This window comes from Chroococcidiopsis sp. SAG 2025, from assembly GCF_032860985.1.
Classification (GTDB): domain Bacteria; phylum Cyanobacteriota; class Cyanobacteriia; order Cyanobacteriales; family Chroococcidiopsidaceae; genus Chroococcidiopsis.
The window spans coordinates 917,865-932,156 of sequence record NZ_JAOCNC010000001.1 but is presented as its reverse complement, the minus strand read 5'-3'; the positions used below and the strand labels follow the sequence as shown (position 1 = coordinate 932,156).

Genomic DNA, 14,292 nt, shown 5'->3' with positions numbered 1-14,292 from the left:
AGATATTGGTCAATGGTCAATGGTCAATTGTCATTTGCAGTCACTTTTTTGACTGTTGACCTCTAACTTTTGACTTTTAACTTTTGACTTTTGACTTACCTCTACTCCCTTCTACAAACTGTGTCTGTAAAAAAGTCACCACTTCAACTCGATGTAACGTCGAGTCAGGATGCCGAGCCACCGCTACCACCGAAACATCCTCGTCGGTGGAATTGGTTAGAACCAGTAATTTTTCTAACTCCGGCTGGAATTTGGTTGATATTGTTGCTGGTACTACCAACGCTGATTATCTTTGAGCTGAGTTTAGTGCCAGGGTTTCGCCCGGGAAATATCGTCAATCCTAGTGGTGTAGATAACTATATTCAGGTATTTCAACCCCTGTATATGGGAGTGATGGGGCGATCGCTATTTTTAGCTAGCTCTAGTACTATTATTTGCTTGTTATTAGGATTTCCCGTCGCCTACTGGATTGCTTTGTTGACTCCTCAACGCTGGCGGACTCTACTTTTATTGGGTTTTGTCTTACCTCTGTGGACATCCTCTTTACTGCGTTCTTATGCCTGGATTACGATTTTGCGACCTACAGGCGTGCTGAACTCTTTGCTCAACAGTATTGGTTTACCCAGCCTCCAGATTCACAATAGCAGTACGGCAGTTTTGATTGGCTTGAGTTACAATTTGCTACCTTATATGGTACTGATTCTCTACGCCTCCCTAGAAAGATTAGACCGGAGATTGTTAGAAGCAGCCGCAGATTTAGGAGCAAATCCCGCTGAAACCTTTTGGAAGGTAACTGTCCCCCAAACTTTACCAGGAATTGCCGCAGGTTCGCTGTTAGTTTTCATTACGGCAATTGGCGATTTCATTGCTCCAGAGTTACTAGGTGGTGCATCCAGTATGACGATCGCCAGATTAATTTACAACCAGTTTTTGGGCGCAACCCAGAACTGGGGATTTGGTTCGGCGTTAAGTATGGTGTTGGTATTAGCTGTTAGTATTGCGATCGCGCTATTAATTAAATACGGCGGGAATAATTCAGTGACCAGTGACTAGTTATCAGTGGTAGTTAGTAGTTGGTCATTGCCCTCTCTCCCTCAGCAACCTTGCGCTCCCTCAGCAACCTTACGCTCCCTCAGCAACCTTGCGCTCCCTCAGCCTCCTCAGCTCTCTTCACCCCTTGTCCCTCCTTGTCCTCCTTGTCCTTCCGACTCCTGTACGGGCGGGTTTTGAGCGGATATATATTGTTTCAAGGTGTGAATCTTGTGCTAAACCCGCCCCTACCTACGACTCCCGACTCCCGATTTCCCTGGAAGAAGGGAATCTTTGTTTTTATATTAATCTGTCTAATTGTCCGTGGCTTACCGTATCTCGCGCCTATTCATGCCCAAGATATCGTACAGGAACAACAGGCAATTGAATTTAGCGATCGCCACGGGTTGCCTTTGGGAACTTTACTAACTCGCGATCGCAACCATACTGTAGCCGTACCGTTGAATGCAGTTTCGCCCCAGTTTATCCAAGCAATTTTAGCAGCAGAAGACGGGCAATTCTATCATCATGGAGCGTTGGATTTAAAGGCAGTCGGACGGGCGATCGTCACTTCTATTCAAGCTAGAAGAATTGTCAGCGGCGCATCGACAATTACTATGCAACTAGCACGGATGCTAGAACCCTTACCGCGCAACTTCTGGGGGAAAGCTCAGGAAGTTTGGCTATCTTGGCGGCTAGCCGCAGGGATGAGCAAAGATCAGATCCTGCAAGCTTACGTCAACCGTCTGCCGATGGGTGGCAATATTTACGGTATAGAAGCTGCTGCCCGTATATATCTGGGAATGCCTGCATCCGAACTGAATCTAGCACAAGCTAGTCTGCTAGCAGCCATACCCAACAATCCGGTATATCTGAATCCTTACGATAGTTGGGAAAGGTTGAAACGGCGACAGAAATACGTCCTCGATCGCATGGTTCTAGATAAACATATTACCCGTGCTGAGGCAGAAAAAGCCAATACAGAAGCAATTACGCTTCAGTCGCGACGGCAGGGAATTATCGCTGCACCGCATTTTCTGTTTTGGGCAGCCAGTCAACTTCCCAAACAACACCCATCCCAAATTCGGACGACTATAGATCGTCCCTTGCAGCAATTTGTAGAAGTCCAAGTCCAGCAGATCGTGCGCCACCTTGCACTACACAACGTCCACCATGCTGCTGCTTTAGTTATCGACAATCATTCTGGTGCAGTTTTAGCTTATGTCGGTTCTCCCGATTACTTTGCCGATGCCGAATTGGGGCGTAACGACGGCGTGCAAGCACTTCGACAGCCTGGATCGACCCTAAAACCCTTTTTGTATCAATTAGCCTTGGAACAGCGGCTAATTCGTCCAAATACCGTATTAGCAGACGTACCTACCCACTATGCTATTCCTGGAGCGCGGCTTTACAGCCCTACAGATTATAGCGAATCCTTTCAAGGACCCGTGCGCGTCCGCGTTGCTCTAGCAAATTCTCTTAACGTTCCCGCCGTGCGAGTCTTGGAGCGAGTTGGTGTGGAAAATTTCTTACAACGCTTGTATCAACTTGGGTTCGAGCATTTAAACCAGCCCCCGGAATATTACGGACTCGGCTTAACCCTCGGTAGCGGTGAAGTTAGTCTGTGGGAATTAGCCCGTGCTTATGTAACTATGGCAAGAAATTCTATGGAACTAAGCGGGAGTCGGGAGTCGGGAGTCGGGAGTCGGGGAAAGAGAGCAGAGGAGAAATCAACCATCAATTACCAATTACCAATTACCAATTACCAACTACCACTGATAACTGGTCACTGGTCACTGGTTACTGATATATTAAGCGATCGCCATGCCCGGGCTAAATCTTTTGGAGTAGACTCGGTGCTGAATTTGCCTTTTTCTGCTGCGGTAAAAACGGGGACTTCTTCTAATTTTCGCGATACCTGGACGTTAGGATTTACGACTGATTATACAGTTGCAACTTGGGTAGGCAATTTTAACGGCGAACCGATGCGTCAGGTATCTGGGGTGATGGGTGCGGCTCCTTTGTGGAATCGGATTATGTTGCACTTGCACGAACACAGAGAGCCTGCTGCTTTTCCTGCTCCATCTGGTTTGGTTTTACGTCCCGTCTGTGCTTTGTCGGGATTGAAGCCTACACCTGCTTGTCCGACAGTGGTACAGGAATATTTTTATCCAGAAGATTTGGACGAATACGATCGCCATCCCGATACTTTTTATCAACTGGTAACTTCTCCTACAGCAAAAGAGCCGCAATATCGTCTTAACTTACCTAGAGAGTATGATGAATGGTTGGCAACCCAAGGGCGATCGCCTGGAGTTACGAGCGGACTGAAAATTGTCTCTCCTACCAACGGCGCTTTGTTTCTCCTCTACCCTAGTCATGGTGCGAGTGACAGCCAGCAAAGGCTTGAATTTAAACTCGCTGCAACTTCAGATAAACCTGTAGAATGGTGGCTCAACGGTGAGAAACTAGCAACGCAGACATCTGATGCTTTCTTTTGGAAGCTGCGTCCTGGGAACTGGACTGTGGAAGCCAAAAGCGATGGGACGAGCGATCGCGTCAGTTTTCAAGTACAGTTAGCACAGAGTAGACCTACACGCCGAGGTTTTTCTGTTGGTCGTGCAACCGAAAATTAATCAGAGTTACAGGGGTGAAAATGTCAGACTCTACATACATCTTTGCTAATTCTCAGCCTTGGAAAACAGATGAACCCAATGAATTTGAACTGACAGAAACTGAGTTGAAAGAATTGGCAAGACTCCAAGCAATTGAACGAGTCTTCGATCCAGCTAGCCGTCAGCGAATTCAAGCAACAGGTATTGCTGCAAATTGGCGCTGTCTTGAAGTTGGCGCAGGAGCAGGATCGATCGCCCGATGGATGGCAGAAATTGTTGGAGACGATGGTAAGGTTGTTGCTGTCGATTTAAATACTCGTTTTGTTGCCAAGAGCGAAAGAGCGAATCTAGAAGTTATAGAAGCCGATATTCGTCATGTAGTGTTAGAGAGTCAATCTTTCGATTTAATTCATACTCGCTACGTGCTGATTCATACTCCAGAATTTCAAGTTGCTCTCGCAAAAATGTTAGATTTGCTCAAACCTAGTGGATGGATTGTTATCGAAGAACCTGATTTTTCTGCTGCGAGAGCAGTGGCGGGAAATGAAGCAGCTTGTCAGTCCATGAATCGGGTGAATGAGGCGATCGCACAAATGTTTGCAAGCAGGGGTATGGATTATGCTTTTGGGGTTAGATTGCCTGCAATATTTCAACAGATGAATTTGCAAGATTTATCTGTAGAGAATGATACTCCTTTAGCCCCTGGTGGTTCGGGAATTGCAACAGTGATGAAAATGTCTGCCGAGCGATTAGCAGATAAATATATTGCTACGGATAAAGCAACGCAACAAGATATCGAGCGGTATTGTCAAATTGCCGAAGATCCGCAGTCATGGGCAATTTATTATTCAACTATTGGGGTGACAGCGAGGAAAGTAGTCAGCAAGTCAAAAGTTAAAAGTCAAAATTGTGAATCTTAGCTGTGAGGGAGCGGTGTTTCTGAACTCTTGTCAACAATATCACCTGCTAGTAATTCCACATGGCGATCGCGCAGAATGCCTGCTTCGATCGTGCGATGATAGTCTTCTACAGACCATTTGGCTAGCGTTTTCATAGCAAAATTGCTCGGAATTTTGCGATCGATTTAGTTCAATTTTATAGTTTCTGAGTTGAAAAGCAAAGCGATCGATAATAAGCTGCGAAAAATACGTTAGTGATTTCAATTCACCGCAATTTTATTCCACTTCATGGGTGTTGCCCATACCCCATTTTTGAAAAAGCGATCGCCGCTTTGGACAAACCCTACTTTTTGGTAAAAGCCTACTGCCGCATCAGATGAATTAACAGTGATTTCATTAAGATCTTTACTGTACCGAGTGAATAGCTTTCTACCGATTCCTTGTCCAGCAAATTCTCTTCGGACGAACAACAACGATAGATGATTCCCTCTCCGAAATGCAATAAAACCGACAACGATTCCATTCCATGTAGCGACTAGCGTTTTCTCACCACTCAAGATTCTTCCTCTCAATTCTTCTAGGTCACAAATTTGTTTCCATTCGGCAACACTTTCTGGTGTTCCATCTGTAAGTTCCCAGAGATCCGCAGAAGCCCACATGCAAGCACTGATTTGGTGTTCGTCCCCTGGCTCCGGCAGTCTATAGGTAATCGCGTTCATCTTTGTGTGCTAATGACCTTTCGGAAACGCTATTTTGGATATCAATAAGTGGTGTTCAGACTGTTGCTCCAACGAATAAAACGAAGCGATCGGACTCCTTATTAGACTGATGTTTTCCATAGAACTATTCTATACGGGATATTTATATAGAGGTTTTCCGTATAATATCTCAAAGTGATTATTCAATAGAAAATTATTGACTAAAAATTTACGTATAGTAAATCATGAGTTAATTTTTATCTATTGATTACGAGAATTAAGATTTTTGGCTTTATAGAATGTTTCTAAACTATCGCGATCGCCCACAAATCTCCAGTGCCAAGGTTCGTAACTCACCCCTTGAGAATTATTCTTAGGAAAAGACATTTCAAAATGAAATCGCGCTGCATTTGCTTCTAACCATTTAAAGGCTTTCGTCTTCTCAAAATTAGTATTTAAATTCGTTGCTGGTGTATTGCCATCACCAATATCTACGGCGTAACCTGTATGATGCTCGCTGTAGCCTGGAGGAGCGCTGACTTCGGCACGTTTAGTTACAGATTGACTCCGTTCTGCCTGAATATCAAAATAGATATGCTGCTGATCTTTGGTAGAACGAAAACCGGAAATCGGGACTAAATTTACCCCAGAAGCTCTAGCCGCTCGTACCATCGCCTGAAACTCTTGAGCGGCGGCTTTACGCAATCTCATGGAACTCCCTGGTAGAATTGGTGCGAGTTCTGCTTCTGGGGCTTCTTGATAAGGTAAATGTCCCAAAAGATTATCTGAGTCAGCAGGAGAAGGAGTGACTGCTATTGGTGTTTGTGGTGTTGCAGGGCTAGCAACAGTCGGACTAGGAGAAACAGTAGGTATAGGTTGAGTGATGTTTTGTGATGGGGTAGAGGTAAAGTACCATAAACCAGCTCCTACTGCGATCGCACCTACAGCCAGCAAACCACCAATTAAATAAATCGGCTTCCCACTGGAAGCACGATTAGGTGAAGTGCCAGAATTAGAAGGGGTTGCATCCCGCAAAGCCTCTGGAATATCATCGGGCGATCGACGATTTGCAGAATTTGAATGCTTTTGTCGCTTTCTCGATAAGTCAGCGTTATCCACAACTCTCTCCTTACTGTTCGCCCCGCCAGCTTTAAGTTTACAACTGGCAATTGTAAACTTAAGACCGATTAACGGCTAAGTATCGATCTTGTAAACTGCACTAGTCCATTATTCCCCATTCCCTACTAATTCTTTCAGAAGAATAATTTTCTTTTTGTAATGCAGCTTTTGATACTATACGCTCAACTGATCGGCTTGGTTTTGTTAGGATTTTTTGCCAGCAGCAAAATACCTCAACTCTCTCCCCATACTCTAGGACAATTTTTGTTTTGGATTGGAGTCCCGATTAGTATTATTGCCTTCTTGCGCCAAGCTGACTTATCGGGAGCCATTTGGGTCGCACCTATATGCGCTTGGATAGCTATTTTACTCGGAGCGAGTTTAGCTTGGGGGTGGATTCAGTTAAAAGTCAAAAGTCAAAAGTCAAAAGTCAAAAAACAAGAGACAAGGGGACAGGGGGACAAAGGAGAAGCATTCAACCAACTACCCATTACCCATTACCCATTACCCATTACCAACTACCCATTACCAACCCAAGGTAGTTTTTTACTAGCAGCAATGGTAGGAAACACGGGTTATATTGGATTTCCAGTGGCTTTAGCGGTAGTGGGAACGCAGTATTTTGGCTGGACTCTGTTTTACGATCTGTTGGGATCGACTTTGGGATCTTATGGTTTGGGGGTATTGCTGGCGGCGCGTTTTGGTAAGGGGAAAAGCGATCGCACTTCGCTCATTCAGGCAATATTAATCAATCCTGCTTTGTGGAGTATGGGGTTTGGCTTGTTATTTCGTCAAGTTGCCTTACCTGTTGTAGCAGAATCAATTTTATCCAGTTTGGGTTGGAGTGTAGTCGCTCTATCGTTAGTTCTTATCGGGATGCGCTTGCAACACCTCAAGTCTTGGCGCAATTTACCCAAAGCCGCAGTTAGTTTGACGATCAAAATGCTGATCGTTCCTTTAGTTGTGGGTAGCGTCTTGACTCTATGTGGTTTTACGGGCGCACCTCAACTAGCGATCGTTTTACAAATGGCTATGCCTCCCGCTTTTGCTACTTTGGTAATTGCCGAAGCTTACGATCTCGATCGCGATTTGGCTGTGACGGCTTTAGCACTTGGTTCTGCAAGTCTGTTGCTGACTTTGCCACTGTGGTTGTGGTTGTTTGGTGTTTAGAGTCGGGAGTGGGGAGTCGGGAGTGGGGAATGGGGAATGAGAGTGGTGCTTGGCTTAATTGTGAATTGTGAATTGACCAATTGTGAATTGGTAGTTTCTCCCTACTTCAGCTGACTCGGTAGGCTTTGGGTGTCATGCCTGTAAGTTGACGGAACTGTTGGCTCAGATGGCTGTGGCTGTTGAAGCCGGATTGCAGAGCAATTTCGACTACTGACAGTTTTGTTTGTTTCAATAACTGTTTTGCTCGTTCTACTCTTTGCTGGAGTAAGTACTGGTGCGGCGAAATGCCCAAAGATTGCTTGAATAGACGGCTGAAGTGAAACTGACTCATACCTAATAGTTGAGCTAGATCTGCTAGTTTAATCTCTCGATCTAGATGCGCGTGGATATATTCTGAAACTTGTAGTAACCTGCGATCGCCCAATCCTCCCTCGTATAGTGCTACACGGGGTTGAGTTGTGGCGTAGTCGCGGAGTAAATGCACTGCTAGCAGATTTGCTAAAGATTCAACATATAGACGATTCACCCAAGCATCGTTTTGATGCAATGCCGATCGCAACATCATGGCTACCTGCTCGATTTGGGGGTTGCGTACCCGAAATTCTGGTACGATCTCAAGGCGAGCGGGATCGATATCGATCACTTCTTGGGCTACTTTTTGCAAGAATTGAGGTGGAATTTGGATGTGCAAGTAGCAATCCTCGCCTTCCGAGTGGTATGAAGAGGGGAGTTGAGCGGGGGTGATGGAAATATCGCCTTTAGTATAGAGTCCCACATAACGGCGATCGCCCATGATTTGATGCAAGCGATTGGGTTTAGTTGCCAGACAGACTGCGATCGCGTGTTCTGGTAAGGCGAAATGGTCTATTGCTCCAGGCGGTTGCTGAAATTCTTCTACAATAATCGATTCCCAAGCTAAATTTTGGCTCGACGCGATCGGTATTTTGGGATCGCGTATATGTGTGTGTGATGCTTTCGCCATCTGTGCTTTAGCCTTCTACAAAACTGACCGCAAGATTTTGATAGTCGCGCAAGATTCAAATAGATCGAAGCTTTGAGTTTCCCTATTCTGTAATTGTAACGGCAAAGGTTACAAACCGTAACAGAAATAGAGGTTTAGGAGGGCTTCAAGATGAAAGTATTTCTTACTGGAGCAACAGGTTATATTGGTACGGTTGTTGCTGAAAAATTACAAGCAGCAGGGCATCAAGTTGTCGGCTTGGCTAGAAATAGTGCTGCCGCCCAAAAGTTGCTAACAAGAAACATCGAACCATTTCTCGGCGATCTTCAACAACCCGCACAATTGGCTCTCGGTGCAAGTCAAGTAGATGGTGTTATCCACACGGCATTCATACATGATTTTGATGATTGGGTAGGTGCAGTACGAGCCGATTGTCGCGTTATTGCAGCTTTTACCAATGCTTTAGCAGGTTCGTGTAAACCTTTCATTGCTACCTCCGATACCAGCGTACTAGGAGACACGGGTGCAACAATTGCCGATGAAGATTATCCCATTGCCACAGGTTTTTTCTTAGCTGAGCGAGCTAAAGCTGAAGATGCGGTGATTCGAGCCAGCCAGCAAAATATCTGTAGTGTTGTCTTGCGTTTACCGCTCTATATTTATGGGCGTGGTGGTAGTACGAGCTACGTTCCCCTGCGGCTTCAGGAAGCTCAAGAGATTGGTGTAGCTCACTACATCGCTCCTGGCACGCATCAAGTATCAGCCGTACATGTTGATGATGTCGCTCAACTTTACGTATTAGCACTGGAAAAAGCGCCTGCGGGTTCGATTTTTCATGTTGCAACTGAATCTGGCATTACAGAAAAGGCGATCGCGGCAGCTATTAGTAACACAGTAAATTGCAAAATTGAAGGAATTTCTTTTGAGACAGCTACCTCAAAATGGGGGGATGGAATCGCTACTTTTTTTTCAATTAACAATCAAGTTTCTGCCAACAAAGCTATTCAAAAACTTGGCTGGAAACCCCAAGCGTCTCTGTCCTTACTGGAAGACATAACACGATATCCTCTGTTATCAATACAACGGTAATACCCAATCGCAGTGAGATTAAGCAAAATTCGGGAGAACAAAATGTTGCTAAAAAAGTATTCAATCGATTGTGAATCTCCAAGCACTAATTTAGTAGAAGCGTTTGAAAGTAGAGCGATCGCTAATTACATAATAAACATCGATCGCGAGTTACTAGTCAGTTGGCTGTTTCTCATCGGTTCCCTGATTTTCACCCTCGACTCAACTTTAGAAATTCTCCGAGGAGTAACATTTTCTGCAATTTTGCACGTCTCAGCTAGCGTGCTATTCACAATTGGCTCTGTACTTTTTATTCCCAACAGTAAAGAAAAGTAGCAGAATACATTATGTCATTAGCTAAAACATTGAAAACATTACTTGCGATCGCATTTCTCGCCATCATGTTAAGTTTAGCTCCAGCGATGAGTGCAAATGCACAAACCATTCAAATGGATCGAGTCGAACAGCGATCGCTACAAGAAAACGATGAATTTAAGCAGCTCATCAATGCCAGCTATGCTGCTTGGAATACCCACGATCCTGAGCAATTATCAAAATTTTATGCCAAAGATGCCGATTTAGTTTTCTACGATGCACTACCTCTGCAATACAAAGGTTGGACAGATTACAAGGCAGGTATTCAATCGCATTTATTTAACAAAATGCCTAAATTTCAGCTCGCTGCCAATGACGACGTGCAGGTTAATCGTAGAGATAATTTGGCGTGGAAAACTTTTACCTGGCATCTTTCCGCACAATTAAACGATGGTACTCCCATTGAATCTGACGGTCGCCAAACAGATATTTGGGAACATCGCAACGGGCAATGGCTCATCATCCATGAACATATTTCAGCGCCCGTTTCTCTCTAGCTCAAGGAATCTATCATGGCTCTTTTCACCGTTCGCACTGACATTCGGACTGAAATCAAAGAATTTCTCAAACTTGCTATCCCGCTAGTCAGCGCCCAAGTTGCCCAGTCTGCTACAGGTTTCGTCGATACAGTTATGATGGGCAGATTAGGACAAGAAATTCTCGCAGCAGGCGGATTAGCCTCCATTACGTTTCTCACTTTGTTAACGACTGGCAGTGGTATTGTGATGGGAGTCAGTCCCCTGGTAGCAGAAGCCTACGGCGCAAACCAAAAAACACGAGTTGAGCGAGTGGCGCGTCAGGGATTGTGGATTGCATTGATGTTAGCAATCCCATTGATGCTCATGGTTAGGCATTTAGATACACTCATGCTTCAACTCGGACAGCCGGAGTCGTTAGTTAAGTTAGCAGACACTTATTTAGATGTGGTGCTGTGGGGGGTATTTCCAGCTTTGGGTTTTGCCGTCCTCAGAGGTGTAGTGTCTGGCGTATCGCAAGCTCGTCCCGTGATGGCAATTGTAATTAGTGGAACGCTGTTTAATATTGTCGGCAATTACGTACTGGGATATGGCAAGCTGGGATTTCCCCAAATGGGTTTGGCAGGCTTAGCGTTGGCAAGTGCGCTGACATTTTGGTTGATGTTTTTGGCACTAGCAATCTACATCTTCCGACACCCAAAACTGAGACAGTATCGCATTTTTCAGGAAATATATCGGCTCAGACCGAAAATTATCGGAGAATTGCTGTGGCTGGGCGCGCCAATTGGTGTAGCAACAGCGTTGGAATATGGGCTTTTTAATATCGTGACTTTCCTGATGGGTACGTTGGGAACTGATGTTTTAGCAGCACACCAAATCGTTCTGCAAACAACGATCGTGATTTACATGGTGCCGTTAGGCATGTCATACGCCACAACGGTACGAGTCGGTCAATGGTTCGGACAGCTAGACTTGGCAGCAGCCAAACGAGCGGGATACGTTAGCATGAGTTTGGGTACTGGGTTAATGGTGTTGACCGCGATCGCGCTTCTGATCTATCCTCAACAAGTCGTAGGATTATTCATCGATCTTCGCAACCCAGCAAATGCCAGCGTTCTATCAATTGCAGTTCCGATGCTTTCTATAGCGGCTTTAGGAGAAATTCTAGATGGAGTGCAAAGAACAGCTAACGGTGCATTACAAGGGCTTCAAGATACTCGCATACCGATGCTATTGGGCTTTTTAGCTTACTGGGGAGCGGGTTTGACTAGCGGCTATCTTCTAGGGTTTCACTTTGGCTTGGGTGGTGTCGGTTTGTGGATTGGACAGTCAATTGGATTGACAACTGCAGCAGTGTTTTTCACCTGGCGGTTTCGCGAAATTATCTCCTGCAAGCAATTACAGTCTTCTCTCTGTTCTTGTACCCCAAATTCTTAACTTGTATGGTGGGCAATGCTCACCTTCTTTTTATATATCAATTTAAATCGCTCATTTTATGAATGATAAAAGATTGAATTCTTGCAGTTCCCTCGAATCGGTGATTTTGGAATTTAATGCGTAATATTCCTCTAATCCTTGCCGTAGAGTTTGGGTGCTATTTTTGTGCGTGTAATTAGGACGAGAACGCTGATTCATAGTTTTACATGCGATACGTAAATCTAAACTTGACCGACTCCCGACTCCCGGCTCCCGACTCCCGCCTCCTGATGCGACGCAGCTAGTTCGGCAATATTCATCTTTTCGTATGGCTCAAACGGTTGGTGAATCCAGGGACTATCGGGTAAATAATCGACATAATAATCTGGGACAAACGCGGAACAGCCTTTGTACCACAAAACAGCAGTGCGAATTTCTTCAACTTCCGTGCCAAATTGCTCTTGCAACCAGGGGATAGTCTGTTGTAGCGTCGCGCCGGAGTCCACCAAATCGTCAACCAAGAGAATGCGGGAACCTAATTTATCTGCTGTCATGGTTAAGTGACGAGAGACAACCAGACTTCCTCTTTCTTGCTTACCCGCACCCACATAAGATGAAGTCGCTAAAATCGCTAGCGGCTGTTCGTAGATGCGGGAAAGAATATCGCCTACCCGCAAGCCTCCCCGTGCAAGACAGACAATTTGATTGAATTGCCACTGCGACTGATAAACTTGGACTGCCAACTTCTCAATCGTGCGGTGGTAGTCCGACCAAGAAACATAAAGATCTGACATAACGGGTACAATTTAGCGCTAATACTAGATGGCAGAGTCATTTATTCTAAACTTTTACCATCTTGTTTATGCATAATTCCTCCCCTAATGGTGATTCTGAAGCAACATCTTTCAGTGACAAGTTAGACTTAAAAACCAAACTTGCCTATGGTGCAGGGGATTTGGGACCCGCGATTACAGCAAATATTGGCGTATTTTTTCTACTGATTTTCTTCACAAATGTGGCTGGAATACCAGCAGGTTTAGCTGGCAGCATTTTGCTGATTGGCAAAATCTGGGATGCAGTCAACGACCCGATTGTAGGAGTGCTGACCGATAAAACTAAATCTCGCCGTTGGGGTCGCCGTTTACCTTGGTTGTTATACGGAGCAATTCCCTTTGGATTTTTCTTCTTCTTACAGTGGACTGTACCGCGATTTAGTACCGAGCCTACCAGCCAAATGTGGAGCCTGTTTTGGTATTACGTAGTCATTGGACTGATATCTCAAGTTTTTTATACTGTGGTCAACTTGCCTTACACGGCAATGACTCCCGAACTAACTCAAGACTATGACGAACGGACGAACCTGAATAGTTTCCGCTTTATTTTTTCTATTGGTGGTAGTATTTTATCGTTAATTTTGGCGCAAATTATCTTTTCTACAATCAGCGATCGCCAACAGCAATACTTCGTTTTAGCAGCAATTTGCGCGGTCATTGCAACTTTATCACTCTACTGGTGCGTTTACGGCACCCGCGATCGCGTCTTAGCATTTGAAGCCAGACGCACGGCAGTTGAGGAACCCCCAGCTCTACCAATTAAAGAACAATTCAAAATTGTTTTTACCAACAAACCTTTTTTATTCGTGATTGGGATTTACCTTTTTTCTTGGCTAGCAGTGCAGGTAGAAGCTAGTATTATTCCCTACTTTGTTGTCAACTACCTGCAACTGAGAGAAGCGCAAGTTCCGACAGTTCTAATTGCCGTACAAGGAACTGCAATTGTCATGCTGTTAGTTTGGAGTCATTTAAGTAAAAAAATTGGCAAAAAAGCTGTTTATTTTATGGGAATGATTTTATGGATATTGGCAGCAATCGGATTATTTTTTATCCAATCCGGTCAACTGGGTTTGATGTTTGTTTTAGCTGTAATGACAGGCATGGGAGTATCTACAGCTTATTTAATTCCCTGGTCGATGATGCCAGATGTAATTGAATTAGACGAACTCAATACCGGACAGCGCCGCGAAGGAATTTTTTATGGTTTTATGGTGTTGTTGCAAAAATTCGGTTTAGCCTTCGGTTTGTTTTTAGTTGGGAATGCCTTACAAGCATCTGGGTTTAGAGAAGCAGCGGCGGGACAAGAATTACCAACACAACCAGAATCGGCATTATTTGCCATTCGCCTTGCTGCTAGCGTTTTACCTGTAATTTTTCTGATTGGCGGCTTAATTTTAGCCTACTTCTATCCCATCACTCGTGAAATTCACGCTGAGATTTTGTTGAAATTGAAAGAGCGGAAGCAGGGTAATGGGTAATGAGGAATTGGCAATTAGGAATTAGTTTTAATCGATATCTACTCTACTTTTGCTTAGATCGGTTACAATAATGAATTGGTATAATTGCACTCTAGTTGTCTAGCAGCAAACGATTTGTAAAGCAGGAACCTCCAGCCTGCGGTGGGTAAGATATT

13 protein-coding genes and 1 pseudogene are annotated in these 14,292 nt (G+C 44.6%); 9 read left to right on the top strand and 5 right to left on the bottom strand.

Annotated features, from left to right (window positions below):
• The first annotated feature begins 120 nt into the window (after positions 1-120).
• The 3 genes from N4J56_RS04545 to N4J56_RS04535 all read left to right on the top strand — a co-directional run bounded on the left by N4J56_RS04545 (position 121) and on the right by N4J56_RS04535 (position 4,564).
• A complete protein-coding gene (locus N4J56_RS04545) occupies positions 121-1,053 on the top strand; it encodes an ABC transporter permease (RefSeq protein ID WP_410500419.1) in 933 nt (310 codons plus the stop codon).
• 209 nt (positions 1,054-1,262) lie between these two features.
• Positions 1,263-3,665 carry a penicillin-binding protein 1C gene (gene pbpC / locus N4J56_RS04540; protein ID WP_317105363.1) on the top strand — a complete coding sequence of 801 codons (2,403 nt, stop codon included), beginning with the start codon at positions 1,263-1,265 and terminating at the stop codon, positions 3,663-3,665.
• Between the two features lie 20 nt (positions 3,666-3,685).
• Entirely contained in the window at positions 3,686-4,564 is an 879-nt protein-coding gene (locus N4J56_RS04535; RefSeq protein WP_317105362.1) for a class I SAM-dependent methyltransferase, read from the top strand.
• Here N4J56_RS04535 and N4J56_RS04530 read toward each other — a convergent pair.
• From N4J56_RS04530 to N4J56_RS04520, 3 genes and pseudogenes are all read right to left on the bottom strand, one after another.
• Positions 4,564-4,698 (bottom strand): annotated as a pseudogene (locus N4J56_RS04530) (Uma2 family endonuclease); the annotation flags it as partial. The gene N4J56_RS04535 and the pseudogene N4J56_RS04530 sit on opposite strands and share 1 nt — an antisense overlap.
• Before the next feature lie 105 nt (positions 4,699-4,803).
• A complete protein-coding gene (locus N4J56_RS04525; RefSeq protein WP_317105360.1) occupies positions 4,804-5,262 on the bottom strand; it encodes a GNAT family N-acetyltransferase in 459 nt (152 codons plus the stop codon).
• A gap of 240 nt (positions 5,263-5,502) precedes the next feature.
• Positions 5,503-6,360, bottom strand: coding sequence for a D-alanyl-D-alanine carboxypeptidase family protein (locus N4J56_RS04520; protein WP_317105359.1), 858 nt, complete (start codon positions 6,358-6,360; stop codon positions 5,503-5,505).
• 159 nt (positions 6,361-6,519) lie between these two features.
• Here N4J56_RS04520 and N4J56_RS04515 point away from each other — a divergent pair, with 159 nt between their 5' ends.
• The gene (locus tag N4J56_RS04515) at positions 6,520-7,530 is read left to right on the top strand and encodes an AEC family transporter (RefSeq protein WP_317105358.1); all 1,011 of its coding nucleotides are present in this window, start codon (positions 6,520-6,522) and stop codon (positions 7,528-7,530) included.
• Between the two features lie 106 nt (positions 7,531-7,636).
• On the opposite strand, the gene N4J56_RS04510 is transcribed toward N4J56_RS04515, so the two are convergent.
• Positions 7,637-8,512: an AraC family transcriptional regulator gene (locus tag N4J56_RS04510; RefSeq protein WP_317105357.1), complete on the bottom strand. Its 876-nt coding sequence runs from the start codon at positions 8,510-8,512 to the stop codon at positions 7,637-7,639.
• A 150-nt stretch (positions 8,513-8,662) separates the two neighbouring features.
• Between N4J56_RS04510 and N4J56_RS04505 the strand changes: the two genes are divergently transcribed.
• From N4J56_RS04505 to N4J56_RS04490, 4 genes are read left to right on the top strand one after another with little or no spacing between them, the layout of a single operon-like run.
• Positions 8,663-9,580 carry an SDR family oxidoreductase gene (locus N4J56_RS04505; RefSeq protein WP_317105356.1) on the top strand — a complete coding sequence of 306 codons (918 nt, stop codon included), beginning with the start codon at positions 8,663-8,665 and terminating at the stop codon, positions 9,578-9,580.
• A 42-nt stretch (positions 9,581-9,622) separates the two neighbouring features.
• Positions 9,623-9,895 carry a hypothetical protein gene (locus N4J56_RS04500; protein ID WP_317105355.1) on the top strand — a complete coding sequence of 91 codons (273 nt, stop codon included), beginning with the start codon at positions 9,623-9,625 and terminating at the stop codon, positions 9,893-9,895.
• Positions 9,896-9,906: 11 nt separating this feature from the next.
• A complete protein-coding gene (locus tag N4J56_RS04495) occupies positions 9,907-10,431 on the top strand; it encodes a nuclear transport factor 2 family protein (protein ID WP_317105354.1) in 525 nt (174 codons plus the stop codon).
• Positions 10,432-10,446: 15 nt separating this feature from the next.
• Positions 10,447-11,847, top strand: coding sequence for an MATE family efflux transporter (locus N4J56_RS04490; RefSeq protein ID WP_317105353.1), 1,401 nt, complete (start codon positions 10,447-10,449; stop codon positions 11,845-11,847).
• A gap of 221 nt (positions 11,848-12,068) precedes the next feature.
• Here N4J56_RS04490 and N4J56_RS04485 read toward each other — a convergent pair whose 3' ends face one another.
• Positions 12,069-12,620, bottom strand: coding sequence for a phosphoribosyltransferase (locus tag N4J56_RS04485; protein WP_317105352.1), 552 nt, complete (start codon positions 12,618-12,620; stop codon positions 12,069-12,071).
• A 68-nt stretch (positions 12,621-12,688) separates the two neighbouring features.
• On the opposite strand from N4J56_RS04485, the gene N4J56_RS04480 reads away from it, so the two are divergent.
• Complete coding sequence (locus N4J56_RS04480; RefSeq protein WP_317105351.1) at positions 12,689-14,137, top strand: MFS transporter; 1,449 nt, start codon at positions 12,689-12,691, stop codon at positions 14,135-14,137.
• The last annotated feature ends 155 nt before the right edge of the window (positions 14,138-14,292 follow it).